The following is a 22134-nucleotide window of genomic DNA, read 5'->3' on the forward strand; positions in this document are numbered from 1 at the left end:
CTCCCCGGTACGGCGCTCCTTCGCAAAATCCCTTAGAGCCGCAAGGTTCCGCGCAATTCTCAGGGCAGTTTATGAAATATCCGGGCTAACGCTCTGGTGGTGGTTTTGACCCTGCGCTATTTGATAACACTACCTGCAACAGGTACGCATAATATCCTGCCAGCATGTCGTGTACCTTGGGGAAAGCGCATTTTGTTTCATGCGCCATTGCTTTTTTCCCAGCCCTGCCGATGCTGGTCTTAATTTCTGCTTACCGTATTTTTTATTCATCTCGTCAACAATAGTCATTATAGCGTTGTCTTATGACTGAGGCGCAGAGAGTAAATCATTCTGAATATTATTCGGATCAGACAGTTCCACAAGTATAAAGCCTGCTTTTTTATAGCGGTGGTCCTCTCGGTAAATGCTATCGAGGACCGCTGATAATTGCGACAACCACGGTCGTGTATCGCTGCCGGGTTCAGCAATTGAGACCCTGTAACTTTGTGAATACTGACGTTGGTTACTGAAGGGGTTTGCACTGATGAAAACAATCCCCTCTTTACAGACTTTATTTTGTGATCGTAGCTTTTCACAGGCTTTTGATATGATGGCCACAGTGAGATGCACCCTTCGGATCAAGGTGCTGTAGTAACACGATTTTCAATTCAATAATCTCACCCGAAAAGCTGGCTTCAGGGTTAGCCCGCTTCTTTTAGAATTTCAGCGACTTTATTTAAACCACGACTCTTGGCATGTTGTAGCGCGCTTTCCCCGTGGTTGTCCTTAATGTTGGCATCCGCACCATGTTTTAAAAGCTCTTTGACGATCATCTGATAGTTTTCCGTATCTTTACCCAAGACTGCCACTTCCATAAGTGCTGTCCAGCCAAGATTGTTAACATGATTGATATTGATACGACCATCCTCGACTAATATCTTCACTGTCTCGAAGTACCCCTTTTCAGCAGCGGGGATCAGAGCTGTTCCGCCGTAATAGTTAGTCTGTTCAAAATTGATATCGTACTTAAGCAGCTCAACCAAAGCTTTGTTTTTTCCTTTGGCTCCTGCCATTAGAAAGGGAGTGTAATTAATACCGTCGTAACGAGAGCGTAGTTTAATATTAGCCCCATGTTTGACTAACCAGGCAATTATTGCTGGATCATCATTTTCTGTCGCGATATATACGGAAGTTTTACCATTGCTGGACAGAGCATTGATACACTGCTGTGGGTGCTCAGACGCGTTTAGACTAGCGATGTTGCCAAACGACACACTTTGAAAGAAATCGCTGCAGTCGGCAGAAAACACAGGCATGCTAACAAGTGACGCAACCAACGAAATTAGTTTTCTCATAGTTTCCCCTTGTATTACTTCGCTTAAATTTCTTCTGATTCAACATGTTACTTTAATAAGTCTATACCCGTCGCCTTTCAAGTCGCTACTTTGTTGGCAGCGTTTGTTCACCCCAGCCACATACTCTGTGTATGCTCCTGGGGCTTCACTTACTTGCTGGTGCGTAGCAACTTGAAATCCTTTGGGGATATAGATCAGAGGTGTTAAATGCAAAAAAGTCAAAGGCCATGGCTCAGTCTTATACAAAACGCTTAACGGTTAAAAGAAGAGGGTAAAGGAAGGTCAATAATACCAATTGTATCTTCTAACTCTGAAAAAAATCTCGCTTTATAAGGCTAAGCCGAGATTTATACCGTAATTAGAAAAGCCGATTGGTATAAGAAGCTGTTCATGATCTTTTGTGAAAAGAGAAACCCATGAAAAACTGCCTGCTTTGTGATTTTTTGAGGAGTATAGTGGCGCTATGTAACGAAGAAAAGCTCATAACAGGCGGTTTTTATCGTTAGCTGCAGCACATAAAAGATTGTGAGAAGTCCCCTGAAGGTAGAAGACGATGGGAGTATATCATGAGGATGAAGTCTATCTTACGAGCTGGAAAGTTCATGGCAAACAAATCGTTTGTTTTTATTACTGGCGTGTTGACCTTATCCATTATGGGTAATACTTACGGCTTGGATGGCTGTCTTCTCATTAAAAGTACGATACGCCAGGGGAAACCACATTTCGTAGACAAAGGGTATAAAATTAAAGCCTTTGGTCGTGGTATCTGCATGTATGGAGTCTATGGTCCCGCTTCGTACAATACTTCTCCTTATGTTACCGGCACTGGCATTATAGGTATACATTATAATGCTGAACTTGGGTGTGCATCAAAGTCCAGCGTGCAGTACTTTATCGTTACGAACAATGAGACCGGAAAGGCTGTCGCTCTTCTCAAATGGTCTGAGAAAAGTGGTGAGTTCCATATAAAAGCGATAAGGAATACTGATAACCTTATTGCTGTGCATGATGTTAAGCATCCCGTACCCGACAAATTGAATGTGACTGGTTCTTTAGAGAGGTATTTGTGTCATCCGTGACTTCACCTCTTGAATAGCTGAAACAATAGTACGCTTGCAATGGGGCTGCTATAAAGGCGCGCTTGGCAACACAACAGCTAATTGCCATAACTGCCTGCTTTTCTATTTGTTGAGGAGTATAGTGGCGTTACGTAACGAAGAAAAGCTCAAAAATGCAACGCTTATCAGCGGTTGCGGCGCAAAAAGATTGTGAGCAGCCTCCTGATAGTAATGGACGGTAGGGGTATACTCCAAACGCTTGCAAGATGCTCACCCCTACTGACCTGAAGCCTTAAAGAGCTTGTACTGAGCAAAAACGAGCATCCAGGCGTTGAGTGGGTATATATCATGAATATGAAGTCTATCTTACGGGCTGGAAAGTTCATGGCAAACAAATCATTTGTTTTTATTACCGGCGTGTTGACCTTATCCATCATGGGTAATGCTTATGGCTTGGATTGCTGCCTTGAAATTAAAAATACGGCAAACTCAAGTCGAATACATTATGCGAAAAAAGGCTATACAATTAAACCCAGTGGTCATGGTCGCTGCATGCATGGCGTGTATAATCCCTATTCATACACTGCTTTGCCTTATGGCCCCATTGGTACTATAGGCATACATTATGACGCTTCAGGCTGGTGTGCATTTCAGGCCAGCACACAGAGTTTTGAGGTTGTAAACAATGATACAGGAAATGTTGTCGCTACGTTTATATGGTCCATAAGAGCAAGTATTTCGCATATAAAGCTGAAAAAGGACCCTGAAAACCTTATGTTTGTACAAGATCCTCATGATCCCTGGCCCAACAGATTGAATGTGGAGACTGCTGTAAATTGGTTCGTGTGTCATCCGTGGATGTCTCACTCGGAATAATTGAAACAATAGCACGCTTGCAATGCGACTATTATGTTGCATTCAGGTTAGCTGTTCAGGCATGCCCCACCTGATCAGATATCAGCGAAAGGTCAACCCCCAGGCTTGAGGCAGCTTTATTTAAACGTAAGTGAGCAGGTGTATTGAAAATAATGGCAGGGTCGAACTCACAGTTTAACCAGGCGTTGTCTGCCAGTTCCTGCTCCAGTTGTCCGGCACCCCAGCCTGCGTAGCCTAATGCCAACAGAAAGTCAGCAGGTCCTTCCTGAGCCGCCAGCGCCAGTAAGATATCTCGGGATGTGGTCAGTTGCACCTCATCGTTAATTCGCAGGAAAGACTCCCACTGACGCTCACTGCTATTAAGGACAAAGCCCCGATCCACAGCGACAGGACCACCGGAATACACCGTATTATTCATCTTGGCGCCACGACTGACCCGTTCAATACCCACCTGGTGAAAAATCTCTTCGACGGTCAGGTTAGTCGGCCTGTTAACAATAATGCCTAACGCGCCTTGTGGACTATGTTCACAAATCACCGTTAATGTGGACGCAAACGAAGAGTCTACCATTTTAGGCATCGCGATAAGAAACTGGTTTTTAAGACTGGTAAACGATGGCGTTTTCATAGGGGCAGTATCAGGCTAAACACACGATTAGGCAAATTTAATCATGACTCAGACAGTCATGGGTCAACAGAGCCAATGACAAAAGAGTTTGGTATGGTTTTCAGTGAGCCACTGCTTCGAGGATAACAGCCGGATAATCTGTTTTAATAAGGCGCTGTAGCTTTAACCCACAACGTGAAAACAAGTCTGCAAATTCCTGCTGCGTCCGTTCACGACCGCCTGTTGTAATCACCAGTGTTTCGAGATCCGCTTGTTTGGCAAACAAGCTATTAGGGCCATCATCCATGACGGCCTCCACAACCAGCAGTCTACTGTTTGGCTTCATGGCGTTATGGCAGTTATTAAGGATCATCATGCAGTGCTTATCATCCCAGTCATGGAGTACATGCTTCATAATATAAGCATCAGCACCGGATGGGATGTGTTCAAAAAAATCACCTGCTACTGTCTCAACCCTGTCAGCCACGCCAAGTTTTGTCAGCAAAGGGAGCGCTTGGTCAATGACTTCCGGTCGGTCAAATAACACGCCTGTTGTTGTGTGATAGCGAGTTAGAATTTTGCCAAGCAACAAGCCATGCCCACCACCTATATCAACAATCTTGTTAATAGCACTAAAGTCGAAGGTTTCTACCACCCCATGGGCAGCTATATTGCAGAATCCTGTCATCGCCTCTTGAAATCTTTTCAGACTTGATGGGTGTTCTTGTAACCAAGTGAAAAGGTCGCTGCCCAGCACTGCCTCTGTGGCAGGTCGCCCGGTTTTAATGCTGTAATCCAGTCGTCCCCAGGATGCCCAACAGCCAGGGTCATTAATCCAGCGGACTATTGCGTGTGCTGAGTGCTCAGCATCTATCCGCAAGGTGTCTGACAGCGCGTTATTTTTGAAGGTACGGTCTTTTAGCTCCTCAAACACATTCACAGCAGCCAATGTGCGAAGCACGCGGTAGAGAGCATCCGGGTCAGAGTCTGTCTCTTTCGCTAACATGTCAACAGACTGTGGACCATTATGAAGCAACTCAGCAATGTTGAGTTCAGCGACAGCCGTCAATGAACGGGAGATAAACATACCCAGTAACAGGTGCCGGATCTCGTCGTATGCTGCGGTGTTATTACGCATAGTGACTCCAAAATGGTTAGTCTCTGGTCGTCTTCCGGTACTCTCAAATAAGGTATTTATTTATAAACGATGATGTAAGGATGAGTGCTGGCTATCATGATGGACTGAACAGTTTGTCACTTGGTTCAAAGCGCCATGTTCTGATAATTTCTACCTGGTCATAGTCTTTCAAATCGTCACCAAAAGGGGCGTAGGGCGCTGCCAGACGCACGATACGCATAGCAGCATCGTCCAACACGGGATAGCCAGATGACTTCAAAACCTCAACATGGTCAAGGGAGCCGTCCCGGTTGATGGCCACCAGTAAACTCAGCTCACCATACAGATGGTTTTTACGTACCTGCTCAGGATAGTTAATATTGCCCACTTTTTCCACTTTACGTCGCCAGGACTCCTTATAAAAAGCGCCAGCTTCCTGAAGGGTGGACATGGCTGTTAACCGTTTAACCCTCGGTCGCCTGGCATAGGCTTGACGCTGCTCGTTAAACAGGGTTTCCAGGGTAGCGACTTCTTCTCGCAAATCAATTGGCGGTGAGTCATGCTCAGTAGGCGCTGTGACCGGCTTTTTGGCTACCTCCTCCGGTGACTTGGGTGCCTTATGGTCTGAACGAGACGTTGCAACAACATTGGGCAGATTTTTTTCCCGGGATTCTGGCCGGGCTGGTGGCGGTATTGCATTTTGCGCCTGCCGAATCACCGTATCTTGAAATGGCGCGGGATTATTGGTCGTTGGTATTGTTTTTTCCGCTTGTGTACCGCTGCCTTGTTGGTTTTGTTGGGCCAAATAGTCTGCTTGTGCCGGTTTTTCTTCAGTTTTAAAAGAAGCCAGCGTCACTTCCAGCGGCTTTGACAGAGTCGCTTTGTCTTGAACAGTAAACCCCACGCACATAACTACCAGAACATGGAACATTACCGCTACTAATAGCGCCAATCCAAGACGGCTATCAGCATAGATTGCTGCCGTTCGCTTCATCACAGTGTTATTGAAGGATTAGGGGGCATGATCAGCTCCATGGCTTAGCTCAGATAGCTCTCTCTCCAGCGCCTCAAGATCAGGCACCATGACAGAGATTTCTTTTACCACCATTCTGGTCATCTCAGCGGGTCCGGGTACATCATCACAGATAAGCACATCATTACGGGTCAAACGAAACGGTTGAGGTATGCCCTGGATCACCACCCCGTAAAAGCGGTACTTCCCTGTTGCTGTTGTTTTGTTGATCACCGCGATAAGCGCTGTCGATGCCACGGGTGAAAATTCAGTATTATTAAAGCGCTCAAAAGATACCAGTGGAATTTGTGTGCCCCGCCAGTCAACAGAGCCAAGGTGCCAGTTATTCGTATCCTCCAGATCAAAAGGCCGGAAATAATCAATGACCTCTGCCAGACAGGCCATGGGCAGCAGTATAGTGGTCTGCTGCATCGGCACTAATAACGACTTAATGGCATTATCCTGTGAGGGGATATCGCTCATGGGCAAGGCTCCAGCTCCATTGTAGACGTCAGCTTTTTAATGGCAATCAGTAACGTACTTTCCTGAAAAGGCTTGCCGATATAGTGGTTAACACCCAGAGCCTGCGCTCTGGCATGGTGCTTGGCACCCGTACGTGAGGTGATCATGATAATCGGTAACTCCCTGAATTGTGGGTCATTTCGAATGGCACTGGTCACCTCAAAGCCGTCCATTTTTGGCATTTCTACATCAAGTAAAACAAGATCAGGACAATGGTCAGTGATATGGTTCATCGCTTCAATACCATTGCGGGCAGTCTCTACCTGATAGCCGTGGCGTATCAGCATCTCGGACGTTACCTTGCGCATGGTAATGGAGTCATCCACAATCAAAACACGCGCTGCCTGAGAGACCTTCATCGCTTCCGGCGTAAACTGCCCCTGTTCGGTGTACAAGCGTTCATGGTGCTTGCGTAGCATCTCGATAGGGTCAATGATAATCACGATATGGCCTTCGCCTAAAATCGTAGCGCCATTAATACCGGTTAACCCTTTGAATTGCGGCCCAAGGGATTTGGTGATGACCTCCCGACCACCATGAACCGTATCCACATGTAACGCGACGTTTTCACCATTGCGCTGAATCAGTATAACCGGGCACTGCTCAGGTTGTATCCTGGTAGGGGGTAAGCCCAGCAGTTGGCCAAACGAAATAACCTTATGTCCAACGCCAGCATGTTCGAAGGGCTGCCCTTCAATATAACTGGTCATTAAATCATCCGGGGTTGTCATCACCACACCATCAATGCATTGCATGGGGAAGGCGTAATAGTGTCCTCCCTGCTCCACCATCAGCGCACGGTTGATGGCTGACTGGAAGGGCAGGTGTAATGTGAACCGTGTGCCTTTCCCCGGTTTGCTTTCAATTTGCAAATGCCCTCCAAGCTGGCGAACTTCATTATGCACCACATCGAGTCCAACGCCCCGCCCTGAGATTTGAGTAATTTCATCAGCCGTAGAGAAACCGGAGGTCATGATAAGCTTCAGTAATCTTCCCTGACTGGGCTTCTCATCATCGGTAATCAGTCCTTTTTTTAAGGCTTTCTTCTGGATAGCCCCGTAGTCAATCCCCTGACCATCATCACTGATCTCCAGCGCAATATAAGTCCCTTGGTAGGACAGGCTGAGATGCAGCTGCCCGACTTCAGGTTTACCTGCACTGAGTCGGGTATGGTTATCCGCCTCAATACCGTGGGCAATAGCATTGCGTAAAAGATGCTCAATGGGTGCCTGTATTTTATCCAGCGTGGTGCGGTCTATTTTGGTATCGGTGTTTGCTGCCACCAGATTAACGGGTTTGGACAGATCAGCCGATACCTGGCGTACTGTTTTATACAGACGAGGCAATAACCGCTTAAATGGCACCAGGCGTATTTGTGTCAGCTGAGTCTGAAGTTCTGACTGCGTTCTTGATTGTTGCAGCAGCAGTGTTTCAGTGGCACGGCTCTTATCCTGTAGTGACCGGTGGAGGTCGTCCAGGTCGGAAGCTGACTCTACCAGGGCATTGGACAGTTGCGTTAACTCAGAGTATTGATCCATCTCCAGAGGATCAAAGTCGTGGTTCGTCCCGCTATCGCTCTGATGCTTCGATAAAATATGTGCCTGTGTTTCAATATCCAGCCGTCTCAGTTGCTCCTGTAGACGGTTAACGGTTCCTTCCATTTCACTAAGGGACTGCGCCATATCAACAATTTGCTGATCAATTTGTGACCGGTGAATGCTTGATTCACCCGCCAGATTTACCATTTGTTCCAACAGGTCACTGGATATTCGGACACGATCGTTCAAAAAACTGGGCGTTATTACAGGTTGTTTGGTGATTTTTGAGGCAGTCTGCCTGTCGAAGGGGCGTGTCGTGGTTGATACATTGCCACTGTTGTCTGGCAATACGTTAGCAGAGGCTCGTCCCATATAATCAGGTAATGGAAACGTTGCTTGTGGTTGGCCTTTATGTCCATGCCAATTATCCAGTCGCTTAACCAATGTCTGAACAGAAGGTATGTCCTGCCCTTTACTGATTGCCTGTAATATCGCGTCAATCAGATCATGTGCCTGCTGTAGCAGTCCCAACGGCGCATCACCTGACTCCCTCACCCCAGTGACAATGGCCTCATACACACTCTCCAGCGCATGACTGATATTTCCCAGTTCATGAAACTCAAGCATGCGAGCGCCACCTTTGAGGGTATGCAGGCATCGCTGGAGTTCAGCGACAGGTCGCACGCTATTGTCATGGCGTAACCAGTTTCGCAGAGCTTGAGAACAGGTTTCGGTTAAATCGGATGCTTCTTCGAGAAAGAGTGTAACCAGTTCCAGGTCAGGCTCTGTGGGTGGATTTTCTGTTTTTTTATGTTTCCTGATATCAGGCGTAACGTTTTCTTTTACGTCGGTATTATTTTTTACCGGAAATACCGTATTTTTTCTGGCGTGCTTTTCCTTAAGCAATGACTCAAGGGACTGTTTGATCAAGCTGAAAATTGCCTGAGGAGGTTCGATGGTTTGGTGTGCCGCAACCTGGTTAAGCAGGTCAATTAATGACTCAAAGCCTTCTTTCAGGGGGGCTGTCATAATGGCTGGCAATGATTTTTCATGCAAACCCAGATAATGGCAGACATCCAGTAATACGTTACACAGTAACCCCAGGGGTTCAAGCTTTGCCTCGGCGGCTTTCAACGATAATGCCTGAAGCGCCTGCTGAAACTGTTTCAGCTCCGTCGCGACAATAGCCGATGACCACTGTGCGATATGACGGTCCGCATGGAGCAAAATATCAGTCTCGGGTGTCAAAAGCAGATCTGCCAGCCCTTGTTGAGCTTGCCTCGCTTCGTCAGGCAGTTGCTCGCTGACCGGCGATGGCCCCTCTGCTGATTCAGCACCTTCATCGTCCAGCTCGTCAGGGTCAAAAAATGTTTCACCACGAGCCAGGTCATCGGCCTGCTCCATAAACAGCAAAACCTCAGGTGTCAGCAATTGGCTATCGGCACTGAAGTCATCCGTCAGTTCGGGCAGAATATCAATGACGCCCCGAAGTAACGTGAGCATATTTTTGCCTGGTTTAATCGAGCCGCTGAGGAGCCGATTAAGCATATTTTCAACGGCAGAGGCCAGCTCGCCAATAATATTGGCGCCTGATGCCCTTGCGCTGTTTTTTAATGTATTAAACGACCGGCGTATTACCTTAATGGCATCATTGACAGTCGGCTCTTTTTCCCATAAAAGAAATTTGGCATTCAGCTCACGCCGCACATCAGTAGCCGCTTCAGTGAACACCGTAACCAGTGCGCTTTTTTCATCTTCACCCTCACCCTCATGGTTATCTTTTGAATCCCTCGTAATATTCTCATTCTCTGTGTTCTCATCGGAAACAAGGGACAGGGGAGCCGGATTATGTTCTATTTCAGCTACGCTCGATGATGTTTCAAGTGAAGCCGGCTCTTCTGTTGTCAAAGATAAGTTATCAGGTGCCGCTAATGCGCTGTCTTCTGGTCGTTCAGTAGGTGTTTCTATCTGTGCCGGAGGATAAGCATCTACGACTTCAAGGTCATCAATAGACATTTCTGCCAGGGACGCAGGTTGTAACGCCTGCGCCTTCTGCTCAATGTGATCAAGGTACTTCCTTGCCTCTTCGAGGCGCTCCCCTGCTTGGGGCATATCATTTTGCAGTAACGCGGTAAAATGGCTTTCGAGACACATAAGCCCCTTAACCACAGCTTCCATGGCTTTTACGGCTGGCTTTTGCTCTTCTTTCAACCAATTTCCGGCGATATAGCGTTGGAGCTGCTTGATCAGATCTGCCGAATCTGTCAGCGGTGCCATATTAAGCGTATCCCGGGCACTTTTTAACAAGACGGGTAGTTTGGATAGATATTCCGCATTGCGTTGAGTGTTTCGGTAATCCTTAATCGCCTGTCGTGCATGAGTGAGTTCGGTTCGTGCCTCCAATACGGCAATTTTATGGATGGCCCCAAATGTTGAGGGCGTCGACACCCGCGCCGTGGGGATATCTTTTTTCGGGGATTGCACCAGTTCATTATTAATCAGTTGCATTAAATCATCAGATAAGGCATCCGCCAGTTGGTAGCGCTTTTGCTGCATTTGAATCAATGTGCTGCTGCTATTGGCAATAGCAATCAGAAATAACAGCTTTTTCAGTAATACAGTGCCAGGCGACTTATTGATATCCGCGCCTTCACTATCAATAAGCGTTTTCAGCTGGTTATCCAGCTCTTTCAATACTGAGTTGCTGATTTCCGATGGCGGAATAGAACCCTCGGATAATCCTTCAATCAATGCCGCGCCAGCATCCCACAATACAGACGACGGTGCCCCCCAACACAGGTTTTGTAACTTGCCAAAGAGTTTGCTGATCAATAGCAGGCTTTTCTCTGTCTCTTGTCGTCGCAGGTAACTGGTCAGGCAGATCTGATATTTCTGGCGGATTTTTTTAAATAGCTTAATCGCGCCGGATTGAATTAACTGCTCAAACTGTTGTCCTTCAAGTGGAGGCAGAGTGCTCTGAACGTGAGGATGAAAAAAATCAAGGGCCGTCAGCGAAGGAAGTTGCCGATTGCTCCTTAACGCATTGGTTACTCCCATAAGAGCAATAGGTTGGTCCCTTTGGGATTCCTCCAATTGTGCAACATACGCCGTTAGCTGTAGCGTGCTCTGTAGGAGGGTTTCAGTGGCTAGCTGTGCATTTGTCGTCTTACTTTCTAAAAGTGCTTGTGTCACACCGAGCAACTCTTCCGCAAGCAGGGATGCACTCTTTTGCGGCAACAGTTTCAATGAGCCTTGAATCTGGTTAAAACGCGCCAGACATACCGATAGCGCCTCAGGTTGCCCCGGTGATTCCAGATAGCCGTCTAACAGCTTCCGAACCTCTTTTAAAGATTGCAACACATCCGTCTTGACCCAGTTCAGGCCGATAAATTCTTTTTGCTCAGCCATGACGAACTCCCTAACTCTCTGTTTCTTGTAATCTGAATCCAGCGACAGACTTCCTCATCTCTACGGCCATATCCGCAAGATTTCCAATGGAACCCGCTGCCTTACTGGTGCTGGAAGAGGTTTTAACGGTGATATCACGAATGACCTTCATGCGGTTTGAAATATGCGCTGCCGATGCCGCCTGAGTTTTGGCCGTACCAGAGATATTGTGAATCAATGTTGCCAGAGAGCTTGAGACATTCTCGATCTCTTCAAGGGCAACACCAGCATCCTGTGCCAGCTGTGCCCCATGAACCACTTGCGCTGTGGTGTGCTCCATGGAAATGACGGCCTCATTGGTATCTGTCTGAATCGTCGATACTAACCCTTCTATTTGCCGGGTTGCGGCAGACACACGCTCAGACAGCCGCTGCACCTCATCAGCTACCACGGCAAATCCTCTTCCAGCTTCTCCTGCCATGGAAGCCTGAATAGACGCATTCAGTGAAAGGATGTTGGTTTGGTCAGCAATATCATTGATGAGGGAGACAATATTGCCAATTTCCTGGGAAGACTCACCCAGTCGTTTAAGCCGTTTAGATGTATCCTGAATTTGCCCACGGATGGTATTCATGCCATCAATGGTATTGCGCACGACTTCTGTGCCCTTGCTGGCAATCCCAAGTGAACGTTGGGCAACATCAGCAGAGTCTGCCGCATGAACTGAAATGTTATCGATGGATTGTGCCATTTCATTCATGGACTGTGTTGCTGTGTTGATTTCAGCAGCCTGGTGTTCAGAGGCTTCTGCGAGCTCACGGGCGGTAGACTGTGTGCGTTGCGCAGCCATATCAACTTCTACGGCTGTTTGATTGATGGTTTTAACCAGCCCCCTCAATTGTTCGATTGAGTGGTTAATAGAGTCAGCAATGGCACCGGTAAAGTCTTCAGTCACTGTCGCATTCACTGTCAGGTTGCCGTCGGCCAGCTCTTCCATTTCATCGAGCAGTCGCATAATGGCTTTCTGATTTTTATCCTGCTGATCCCGGTTTGCGGCGAGACGGCGCTGAGTTCCGGTGTTTGCTGAAGAGGCGATAAAGGCAAGGGATAAAAGCACCATAATTCCTGCGCCAATCACCAAAATACTATCGAGAAGACGCTCCTGTGAAAGCATTCGCAACGTGCTGGCTAGCACTGACGTCTGCTGCAACAATTGCTGTGAGTCAGTGAATATCTGATCAGCGGCGGCCCCTGCCTGAAACAGTTCTGGAGAAGCTTTCAGGATGTCCTTGGTACTGCGCTCCACAAAGGAAAATAAGTCCGCGACTTCCAGCAGCCGATCCATCACTTCTTCACTTTTTACCTGGCTAATGCCTATGGAAACATTACCGTCTACCATTCCTTTGAGTACACGACCAAAAAGCTGGGTATCCTGCCCCAGTGTATCGGCGGCAATAATAGCGGTTTCACCACCGACCAGCACCTGCTCAACATTACGAATAATCCGTTCGGCTAACCACGGCTGACGTTGCGCGATGACGATTTGCCCGGTGGACACCTTGTCTTTCAGGAGCAACTCAATGATCTCATCGTATTCAATCTGGAGTTGCGGGGCCGTTTCGGCAAGGGTTAATGCCAGCCGGTGAAGGGACACAATACGCTCTTCAGCCGCCAATATACTATCGGCTTCAATTTTCAGGGCAGACCAGGCCGCATCCAATGCGTTGATCTGACTAATTACCGGACTGTTTGAGCCTGCCAGAGAATAAGAAAGGGAATTTTGTAATGCACCAAAGCGCTCATCAAATTGGTTACGGGCATCTTTTAGCTGGGAAAAGGCTTCTGGTTTGCCACTAGCGGCCTCTGTCGCGTTTTTTGCAATTTGCTGGGATAGCACCCTCAGTTCACTGGCTTCTGTGATATGGTAGTTATCCTTTTCCGCCTGACCATCCATAAACACGATGGTGCTTGCCAGAATTCCCAGTGAAATAACCAACACTGTGATGGGTGGAACAATACTATGGTTTCTTTTGTATTCACGGAGAAACCGGGTAAATTGACTTTTCATATCCTCTATCCCTGATTGTTAAGCCAACAAATGTTTGATTGTGTTATTATTCAACAGCCTTTTTTCAGGGTAACCCTCTTAAATGTTGATTACACACCTTTTGCTGCCTTTAAAAAACGTTGGTTTTTGACAAGCAGGTCTGTACTGAACACCATATGATGGACTTCCTTGTAATAGCATCCGTTTATAAAAGGACGAACTGCCAGGGCAAGGTTTTCGGGAATGTCCTGCTCATCACTGGCTACGGAAAACTGTTTCATGCCCTGAACCTCATCAACGATCAGCCCAAGTGAAATATTCCGCTGGTCAACAACGATGACGCGATTACGGATAGACGGCAATGGCTCATTTCGCCCTAAAAAACCACCCAAATCGATCATAGGCAGTATTCGGCCACGCACATTTGCCAACCCCTTAACCCAGGAGTGCACATCAGGCAAAGGGGTGACCTCCGGTACTGGCAGGACTTCGGTTATTTCTCGACTGTCCATGACAAATTGCTGATCATTAAGGCGAAACTTCACACCGCTCCAGTAAGCTTTAACGGATTCTTTTTCAGGAAAAACGCAGGTATGTTCAAGCGCTTTTTTTTCCAGAGCAGACAGAAGGTCAAAAGGATGGGGAACAGAAGGCGTCATGGTGTTTGCCTCCGTATTGCTCGATAGTACCCGATCTTGAAAACCGTATTGTTGTTTTTATAAGTGTTTTTATAAGGCCATGTTTTCTGAATCATGGTTGTGCTGCCAGTTATTTACGTTATTATGCTTTTTCGACAACTTTTTCCAGTAAGCGGTTGATAATGCCCATTAAGGCCTGTTCATCAACAGGTTTCGTCAGATACTCTTTAGCCCCTTGGCGAATCCCCCAGGCTCTGTCGGTTTTCTGGTCTTTGGTAGTAATAATCACTACAGGGATATGCTTGGTTAATGCGTCTTTGGTTAGCTGTCGTGTTGCCTGAAAGCCGTTCAGGCCAGGCATGACAATGTCCATCAACACAGCCTGAGGTTGCTCTTCCCGGCATAACGCTACGGCATCGGCACCATTACGGGCAGTGATCACAGCATGACCATGTCTGGTAAGCATTTGGCTCAGCTGGTGCAATTCGGTAGGTGAGTCATCAACGATGAGTACCTTGGCCATAGGCTCCTCCTTATTCTGACTGTTCCTTTTGAATTCTTCTCCATGACATACCAGGAATAAATAGCTGGATTAACAGCTACCTGGACAATAGGTCATCTTGTTTTTTTATCACATAACAACGGGAAATGACCAGAAATGATAGTATTTTCTGTGTTTTATCAATTAGAGTTTTTGATAATTGGGAGTCGATAGACTTCTATTTTATAACACTCAAACCATAGTTTTATCTTGAAGAGGCTTACTACAACACTTTTTTCCGGGCAAAAAGCCATACTTATTTTTCCCAAAAAAATAAACCCGACAATTAATGGCCGGGTTCCAAGAAGTGGTTTAAGGAGAATCGACGCGGGATATCTTGTGCGTCTCATCTGATTGCTATTGTCACGTTTTTTCGGCTTGATGACTATTGGACCAAAGTATTACAAAGATATACCCAGTCTATCTTATTGATAATATTATCTTTTTATTAATATTCACTAAGGTTGTGGATAACTTTCTGAATAAGCTATGAAGAACCAGTAATTCTTTTTATAAAAGAAAAGCAAAAACACATTGTTTACTTTTTGACCAATTAATAAAAAGGTAGTGATTTTCGACAGATATTATAAGCAGCGCAAGCTCTGCCGATGAAGACTCTGTTAATACCCAATAATGGCTAAGAGTATTTTATGAACGGAATCAAATTTACAGCCATCAGCATCATGGCAGGCAGTGTTGCTTTCAGTTCTGATAGCTGTTCAGAAACCCTTGATCAAGTGGTAAAGTACGCGCTGAATCATCATCCCGATGCCGTGATTGCCATTAATAAAATTCGTGCAGAGCAGGAAAAGGTGGATATTGCCTGGGCTGACTACCTTCCCACTTTGGATATTTCCCTCGGCGCTGGCGGTCAAAAGCGCAAACTACCCGATGAGCAACGCACCGGCGCAAACAGTACTCATGATAAAAGCTATACCCGTAAAGAAGGCAGCATTGCTCTGAAACAAAATCTGTTTTCCGGTTTTGATACGAAAAAAAGCGTGGCACAAGCCCGCTTTTTAACCCTGGCTAAAAGTTATCAACTGGGGTCAACGCTGGAAGAGCTGGCACTAAAAGTCACCAATGCCTATTTAAAGGTGCTTGAGACTATAGAACTGGTAGAGCTTTCAGAGGACAATCTGAAACTCCATGACAAGATGTATGAACAAATCCAAAAGCGCGTCAAACAGGGGTTAGCAAGAAGCTCTGACCTGGCACAGATACAGGGAAGGCGTGCCCGCGCCAACGCCAATATGATCAATGCTAAAAATAATTTTGAAGATGCGCGCAGTGAGTACCATGCCCTGGTGGGTAAAATGCCACCCAAGACGCTGCACTCGCCACCTGTTGCCGATTTAACATTACCTGAAAGCTTTGATGACGCACTGATTCTTGCTTTGCGAATGAATCCCGGTATTCAGGCCGCTGACCATGAAATCAAGGCCGCAGAAGCAGATTATCAGTCACAGAAAAGCCGTTACTTTCCGTCACTGGATCTTGAAATAGACCAAAACTGGCGGACTAATGCTGATGGTTCGTTGGGTACGACGGAAAGCCTGTCTGCCATAGCCAAGCTGAGTTACAACCTGTTTCGAGGGGGCGCTGATAAGGCATTAATACAGCAACAGGCCTATCAAATGGAAGAAACCCGGGCTCAGAAGGACCGATTATTAAGAAAGGTTGAAGAAAAACTGCGTCTGGCCTGGGATTCTTACGACTATTTAAGTGATCAACTGGGTTATCTTCGCCTGCATGAAAAGGCCAGCAAAAAAACACTGGAGGCGTATCAGGAGCAGTTCTATATCGGTAAGCGCACCTTGCTGGATTTGCTTGATACTGAAAATGAGCTGTTCCAGTCCAGCCAGACACTGACCCGGACTTCTTATCAGGAAGCGTATTCGCGGTATCGGGTACTGGCGGCAACCGGACAGTTACTGACCATATTCAATCTTACCTGGGCCGATGAGTGGTTGGATGAATCAGAATAATCAGTTTTCCCTCCCCTGGGAGCCTGTCGGACTTAAGACAATTTCGGCCTAAAATCCAGAAAGTATCGAGAACGTGCGGCCAGAATTTTATGCTCGAAAGCATAAGTCCGACAGGCTCCTGGGTATATCAACAGAGTGGCGCCTGGGGCTAATATTACCCATACTGGCTGGGCTCAATATCAGCATGGGGCGGGCATTGGTACTTCCAACACATGCGCTATTGGTACTAACTGGCTATAATCCCTTTCCGTTTCCATCTCAATTGAAGAGCATTAATGAGCAATAGAGATTCTGTGCGGCGCTTCCTGTTTAACAACACCAATATTCGTGGAGAGCGGGTTATTCTTGATAGCAGCTTCGAGCAGGCATTGGCGTCTCATGATTACCCTGAGCCAGTCCGTAAGCTGTTGGGAGAGTTAGTGGCAGCGACGGTTTTGCTTAGCACTACACTGAAATACAAGGGTTTGATGACGATTCAGGCTAAAGGTACGGGGCCTTTGTCCCTGTTGATGGTGGAGTGTACCGATCAGCAGACCTTTCGTGCCCTGGCGCGTGTATCCGGCGACTGCTCACAATCAGGGTTGTCTAATCTGCTGGGGCAGGGGCAAATGGTCATGACCATTGACCCTGATCAGGGGAAACGCTATCAGGGTATCGTCCCCCTGAATGATGAGACATTATCCCAGAGTCTGGAGCACTACTTTGCCCAATCAGAGCAACTGCCCACACGGGTCTGGCTAGCTTCTGACGGGATGAAGGCTTCCGGGTTATTTATTCAGTCACTGCCAGATAACAAAGACAACGGAGCTTATGATAAGGGTGAAACCTGGAATCGTATCACCACCTTGTCGAATACTGTGTCTGGTAATGAGTTATTAACGCTGGACTCTGAGAGGTTACTGGGCCGCCTTTACCATGAAGAGGACGTCAGGGTATTTGATGCTGAATCCGTATCCTTTAAATGTAATTGTTCCCTTCAGCGCAGCGCGCACATTATCCGCGGCATTGGTCAGGAAGAGGCAGAGTCTGTTGTTCGCGACGAAGGCAAGATAGCCATGGACTGCCAGTTTTGTAACAAACAGTACACGTTTAGTGCTGAAGATGTAGCAAAAATTTTCAGTGGTCATGACCTTAAAATCTTCTAGGAGGCTGACCGAGAATAGCGCCCTTAGTGAGGATCGCGAGAAATTGAGAATAAAAATGTCTGCCTCTGAGGAGAATAGCGGGGCTATTTGATGAAGAAGCAGGAATTTTTAGACCAATTTATCGCAACCGCAGTAGGGCAGTCTATTCTCGGACAGGCTCCTGGGATCATCTACTGCGCCTAGATTGCTTGACACAGAGGCTCTGACAAAGCCTTCGCATTAATTTATTCACTAAAATCATTAAATTGAAAGAACCAGTGCGTTTAACTTGCGCTGTAATTTTGAATCTAGCATTATAATCTATCATGTACTGATACATGATGTCTGTACTAATAACTATAAATAAATAGCGGGATGCATCATGAAGTTTTCAATTACAAAAGCACTGTGTGTCATTTTTTCAATTTCCCTCCTTTACGGTTGTGCCGCCACTCAAGTGGCGCTGGAAAAAAAATCCCTTGATGTTCAAACAAAAATGTCTGATTCGATTTTTCTTGATCCGGTAGCTACCAGCAAGCGCACAGTCTTTCTCCAGTTCCGTAATACCTCAGACAAGCAGGAGCTAAATATTGAGCAGGGATTACGTAACAGAATAATCAGCAAAGGCTACAGGTTATTGGATGATCCTGACGCTGCCCATTATCTGTTGCAGATAAACGTACTGCAGGCAGGAAAAACCGATCCAGCTGCAGCACGACAGGCATTAGCATCAGGATTCGGAGGGGCATTAGCGGGCGTTACTGCGGGGGCTGCTATGGGGTCAAGTTCAAGTGAAGGTTTGGCTGCAGCAGGTTTGATTGGGGGCGCGATAGAACTCGTAGCTAATAGCCTGATAAAAGATGTCACCTATTCAGTCATCACTGATATTCAGATCTCGGAAAAAGCCAAAGGGAAGGTGGTGAGTAAAAGTAACCACCAACTTAAGCAGGGAAACAGTGGTTCCACCAGTGTCCAGTACACTGAAGAGGATAACAAGAAACGCTATCAAACGCGCATCGTGTCTACAGCCAATAAAATGAACCTTAGTTTTTCTGAAGCAATAGCTGATTTAGAGCAGGGGTTAGTGGGTTCAATTTCAGGATTGTTGTAGACAGTACTCGGTATTTGAGGCTGCTAAATTTCTAATCTAACAATTGGAAGATTTCTCCAAATGTCGCACTTTCTGGATTTTAGGCCGAAATTGTCTTAAGTCCAACAGGCTCTTGGCAGCTTCTATGACCAGTTTGGGCGCTCATACCAATGGGCGGATACATTACTTTCTTTTCATTCTCTTGCTCCTTCGTTTCATATCCCCGTTTAATTGTCAGTCACGATCGCCTATGATAGGCGTCTATACACGTTTGATCAAAAGAGCGCAGAAATTTACATCGGCACGAAAATGACCGGGAGATATGTGGAGATGAACCAGCCCATCGTACCTGTGGATCAGCATCTGAAAGCACTGGCTGACATAGGTATACAGGATGTCAGTGAGCTTGTGTATAACCCATCCTACGAGACACTGTTTGAGGAAGAAACTAAACCAGAGCTTGAAGGGTTTGAGCGTGGTACCGTGACAGAGTCAGGTGCTGTTGCTGTGGATACAGGCATTTTTACCGGCCGGTCACCCAAAGATAAGTATATTGTTAAAGATGATCTCACCAGGGACACTATCTGGTGGTCCGATCAGGGGAAAAACGACAACAAGGCCATTTCTGAAGACGTCTGGGCTAGTTTGAAGCAGACTGTTACCAGAGAACTGTCGGGTAAACGAATTTTTGTCATTGATGGCTTTTGTGGTGCCAACGAAGGTACTCGCCTGAGTGTTCGCTTTATCACCGAAGTGGCCTGGCAGGCGCACTTTGTGAAGAATATGTTTATTCGTCCTGCTGACGATGAGCTGACTGGCTTTACGCCAGACTTTGTGGTGATCAACGGCGCAAAGTGTACCAATCCCCACTGGCAGGCGCAGGGGTTAAACTCTGAAAACTTCGTTGCTTTTAACCTGACGGAACGTATTCAGCTGATCGGTGGTACCTGGTACGGTGGTGAGATGAAAAAAGGGATGTTTTCCATCATGAACTACCTGTTGCCCCTCAAGGGTATGGCTTCCATGCACTGTTCCGCCAATATCGGCAAACAGGGCGATGTTGCTGTCTTCTTTGGCTTGTCAGGTACGGGTAAAACAACGCTGTCTGCTGATCCTAAACGTGCCCTGATTGGTGATGACGAGCACGGGTGGGATGATGAGGGTATCTTCAACTTTGAAGGCGGTTGCTATGCCAAGACTATTAATCTGGACAAGGAAAGCGAGCCGGATATCTACAAGGCAATCCGTCGGGATGCACTGCTGGAGAATGTTGCCGTAAGCCCTGAAGGGAAGATTGATTACACTGATGGTTCCAAGACAGAAAACACACGGGTTTCCTACCCTATTTATCATATCGATAATATCGTCAAACCCGTCTCTAAAGGCGGCCATGCCAAAAAGGTTATCTTCCTGACAGCGGATGCCTTTGGCGTGTTGCCGCCGGTATCTCGCCTGACACCTGAACAGACCCAGTATCACTTCCTCTCTGGTTTTACCGCCAAGTTAGCCGGTACTGAGCGCGGCATTACCGAGCCTGTACCAACGTTTTCTGCCTGTTTTGGTGCGGCCTTCCTGACGCTGCACCCGACCCGCTACGCCCACGAACTGGTAAAGAAGATGGAAGCTAACGGTGCCCGGGCCTATCTGGTTAACACTGGCTGGAACGGCACCGGCAAGCGTATTTCCATTCATGCTACCCGTGCCATCATTGATGCCATTTTGGATGGCTCCATTGATGAGGCTGATACAACCGAGCTGCCTTATTTTGGGTTGAATATACCAACGGCGGTGAAGGGGGTTGATGGGGAAATGTTGAATCCACAGAATACCTACAAAGACCCGGCCGAGTGGGATCGCAAAGCGAAAGAGCTGGCAGATCGGTTTATCACCAACTTTGCCAAGTTTACTGATACTGAGCAAGGGTTGGCATTGGTAAAAGCCGGGCCTGAATTGGGGTAGTTTTTCTCTGCTGCCCGACGCCCTCAGGGCGTCGGAGTGAGATTTTATCTCAATAGAATCTGGTACCCATCGACTCTTCTGAATAATTTCCCTAAAAACCCCGTTACTCGGCATCAACAGCAGAAAGAAGTTGGTCGACTGTTTTGTCAGTTTCTCGTGACAATAACCAAGGGTGTGGAATCTCAATTGATCTGAAGGACAGCAATGTAACCCTGACCAGTCAGCATACACTTGATAATTAATTGGGTTGCAAAAAAACCATTTGATCTGGACGAGTGGTTAATCTTATACAATACTGAGCTAAACCGTCATGGCAAGTACCGTAATGGGCGTTCACCGATGGAAATACCGCTGGCTGGAAAAACAATTTGGAAGGAAAAATTTATGGCGTAATTTTGATCTGGCAGACACCGGCCACCGGCTAAAAATCGGCAACTGTTATTCCAGTTTTTTCAGGCTCCTGGTGTATCACCCAAAATAAAAACGCTTGTTCTTTGTGAGTACGCAGGGACGTTAAAAAGAGCGCTTTTTATAGTATTTATAGTAAGTGGTCATTAATGTTTTACTGTGGGCAGGTTTATGATTATGGAGCACGAATAGTTGTTATTTATTTTTGATATACATGAAACATTGATTTACCACGAAGGGCATACTGGAGCATTGTCACAGTTTCAGCGTTCAGGGCAAAAAAGCAAAGGGGCTTATACCGATGTTGGAGGAGGGGAAACAGTATGGGGGCTGTCTGTTAGTTTGCATAAACTGTTTTTTAAAGCACGTTATGAGCAGCGAAATCGGTATAAATTGGCTCTGGTTGGTTCGGCAGAAACACATGAGTCTGGTATGATCGCAGGGTTGTCTGAATTGTTTGGCCCTTATTTTTCTGATGCGAAACTACTCCGGTTATTTACTGCGCAGCTTCATAATAAACCCTACTTTGTTGCCCAGCATTTCAGGGACGAATTTACACAGATGAGCAGTGTGCCAGATGCAAAGCGATCTAATTACCTGGTGTATATTGATAACAGCGAGGCTCACCTGAAAAATGCCCGCTTGCTTGGTATGCCCGTTATTAATGCGTCAACAGAAGCTTATGGTGTTTATTTAAACCGTATTATCAGCAACTTCCATTTAGGGAAGCATGCCATGGAAGCTGTGTTAAATAGTGACTTGACTAAAGAGCTGGATGTGCTGCCTGACTAAAAGAAAGGGTTCTGTTGCAAACTGACGATGAAATGGCCCCCAACAATCAGACGCGCGTTTTGACATCCTACCACCAGGAGCCTGTCGGACTTATGC

General features: G+C 46.6%; 19 protein-coding genes. 8 read left to right on the forward strand and 11 right to left on the reverse strand.

Going from position 1 to position 22134, the window contains the following annotated elements; genetic code table 11:
* Positions 1-129: 129 nt before the first annotated feature.
* The 3 genes from V4C51_RS18010 to V4C51_RS12460 form a co-directional block, all read right to left on the reverse strand.
* Positions 130-288, reverse strand: coding sequence for a DUF4113 domain-containing protein (locus V4C51_RS18010; protein ID WP_420797672.1), 159 nt, complete (start codon positions 286-288; stop codon positions 130-132).
* Positions 289-300: 12 nt separating this feature from the next.
* The gene (locus tag V4C51_RS18015; RefSeq protein WP_420797673.1) at positions 301-609 is read right to left on the reverse strand and encodes a DinB/UmuC family translesion DNA polymerase; all 309 of its coding nucleotides are present in this window, start codon (positions 607-609) and stop codon (positions 301-303) included.
* 71 nt (positions 610-680) lie between these two features.
* Positions 681-1334, reverse strand: a complete 654-nt coding sequence (locus V4C51_RS12460; RefSeq protein WP_330926497.1) for an ankyrin repeat domain-containing protein — start codon at positions 1332-1334, stop codon at positions 681-683.
* Positions 1335-1900: 566 nt separating this feature from the next.
* Here V4C51_RS12460 and V4C51_RS12465 point away from each other — a divergent pair.
* Together V4C51_RS12465 and V4C51_RS12470 are read left to right on the forward strand one after the other, a co-directional pair.
* The gene (locus tag V4C51_RS12465) at positions 1901-2413 is read left to right on the forward strand and encodes a hypothetical protein (protein ID WP_330926498.1); all 513 of its coding nucleotides are present in this window, start codon (positions 1901-1903) and stop codon (positions 2411-2413) included.
* 327 nt (positions 2414-2740) lie between these two features.
* A complete protein-coding gene (locus V4C51_RS12470; protein WP_330926499.1) occupies positions 2741-3268 on the forward strand; it encodes a hypothetical protein in 528 nt (175 codons plus the stop codon).
* A gap of 55 nt (positions 3269-3323) precedes the next feature.
* On the opposite strand, the gene V4C51_RS12475 is transcribed toward V4C51_RS12470, so the two are convergent.
* From V4C51_RS12475 to pilH, 8 genes are all read right to left on the reverse strand, one after another.
* Positions 3324-3896 carry a YqgE/AlgH family protein gene (locus tag V4C51_RS12475; protein WP_330926500.1) on the reverse strand — a complete coding sequence of 191 codons (573 nt, stop codon included), beginning with the start codon at positions 3894-3896 and terminating at the stop codon, positions 3324-3326.
* A 100-nt stretch (positions 3897-3996) separates the two neighbouring features.
* Positions 3997-5013, reverse strand: a complete 1017-nt coding sequence (locus V4C51_RS12480; RefSeq protein ID WP_330926501.1) for a methyltransferase — start codon at positions 5011-5013, stop codon at positions 3997-3999.
* A 94-nt stretch (positions 5014-5107) separates the two neighbouring features.
* The gene (locus V4C51_RS12485; protein WP_330926502.1) at positions 5108-5986 is read right to left on the reverse strand and encodes an energy transducer TonB; all 879 of its coding nucleotides are present in this window, start codon (positions 5984-5986) and stop codon (positions 5108-5110) included.
* 18 nt (positions 5987-6004) lie between these two features.
* The gene (locus V4C51_RS12490; protein ID WP_330926503.1) at positions 6005-6487 is read right to left on the reverse strand and encodes a chemotaxis protein CheW; all 483 of its coding nucleotides are present in this window, start codon (positions 6485-6487) and stop codon (positions 6005-6007) included.
* On the reverse strand, positions 6484-11472 hold the full coding sequence (locus V4C51_RS12495) for a FimL-related protein (protein WP_330926504.1): 4989 nt from the start codon (positions 11470-11472) through the stop codon (positions 6484-6486). Before V4C51_RS12495 ends, V4C51_RS12490 begins: the two co-directional genes overlap by 4 nt.
* Before the next feature lie 10 nt (positions 11473-11482).
* On the reverse strand, positions 11483-13519 hold the full coding sequence (locus tag V4C51_RS12500; protein WP_330926505.1) for a methyl-accepting chemotaxis protein: 2037 nt from the start codon (positions 13517-13519) through the stop codon (positions 11483-11485).
* A gap of 89 nt (positions 13520-13608) precedes the next feature.
* Positions 13609-14157 carry a chemotaxis protein CheW gene (locus tag V4C51_RS12505; protein WP_330926506.1) on the reverse strand — a complete coding sequence of 183 codons (549 nt, stop codon included), beginning with the start codon at positions 14155-14157 and terminating at the stop codon, positions 13609-13611.
* Between the two features lie 121 nt (positions 14158-14278).
* Positions 14279-14659 carry a twitching motility response regulator PilH gene (pilH, locus tag V4C51_RS12510; RefSeq protein WP_330926507.1) on the reverse strand — a complete coding sequence of 127 codons (381 nt, stop codon included), beginning with the start codon at positions 14657-14659 and terminating at the stop codon, positions 14279-14281.
* Positions 14660-15327: 668 nt separating this feature from the next.
* Here pilH and V4C51_RS12515 point away from each other — a divergent pair.
* From V4C51_RS12515 to V4C51_RS12540, 6 genes are all read left to right on the forward strand, one after another.
* Positions 15328-16665 (forward strand): TolC family outer membrane protein, encoded by a 1338-nt coding sequence (locus V4C51_RS12515; RefSeq protein ID WP_330926508.1) that lies wholly within the window; start codon positions 15328-15330, stop codon positions 16663-16665.
* A 275-nt stretch (positions 16666-16940) separates the two neighbouring features.
* The gene (gene hslO, locus V4C51_RS12520) at positions 16941-17810 is read left to right on the forward strand and encodes an Hsp33 family molecular chaperone HslO (RefSeq protein ID WP_330926509.1); all 870 of its coding nucleotides are present in this window, start codon (positions 16941-16943) and stop codon (positions 17808-17810) included.
* 361 nt (positions 17811-18171) lie between these two features.
* Positions 18172-18900 (forward strand): complement resistance protein TraT, encoded by a 729-nt coding sequence (locus V4C51_RS12525; protein WP_330926510.1) that lies wholly within the window; start codon positions 18172-18174, stop codon positions 18898-18900.
* Between the two features lie 309 nt (positions 18901-19209).
* The gene (gene pckA, locus V4C51_RS12530) at positions 19210-20838 is read left to right on the forward strand and encodes a phosphoenolpyruvate carboxykinase (ATP) (RefSeq protein ID WP_330926511.1); all 1629 of its coding nucleotides are present in this window, start codon (positions 19210-19212) and stop codon (positions 20836-20838) included.
* Positions 20839-21148: 310 nt separating this feature from the next.
* Positions 21149-21319 (forward strand): hypothetical protein, encoded by a 171-nt coding sequence (locus V4C51_RS12535; protein ID WP_330926512.1) that lies wholly within the window; start codon positions 21149-21151, stop codon positions 21317-21319.
* A gap of 119 nt (positions 21320-21438) precedes the next feature.
* Positions 21439-22038, forward strand: a complete 600-nt coding sequence (locus tag V4C51_RS12540) for a hypothetical protein (protein ID WP_330926513.1) — start codon at positions 21439-21441, stop codon at positions 22036-22038.
* Positions 22039-22134 lie beyond the last annotated feature (96 nt).

Source organism: Candidatus Sororendozoicomonas aggregata (assembly GCF_031528575.1).
Lineage (GTDB): Bacteria > Pseudomonadota > Gammaproteobacteria > Pseudomonadales > Endozoicomonadaceae > Endonucleibacter > Endonucleibacter aggregata.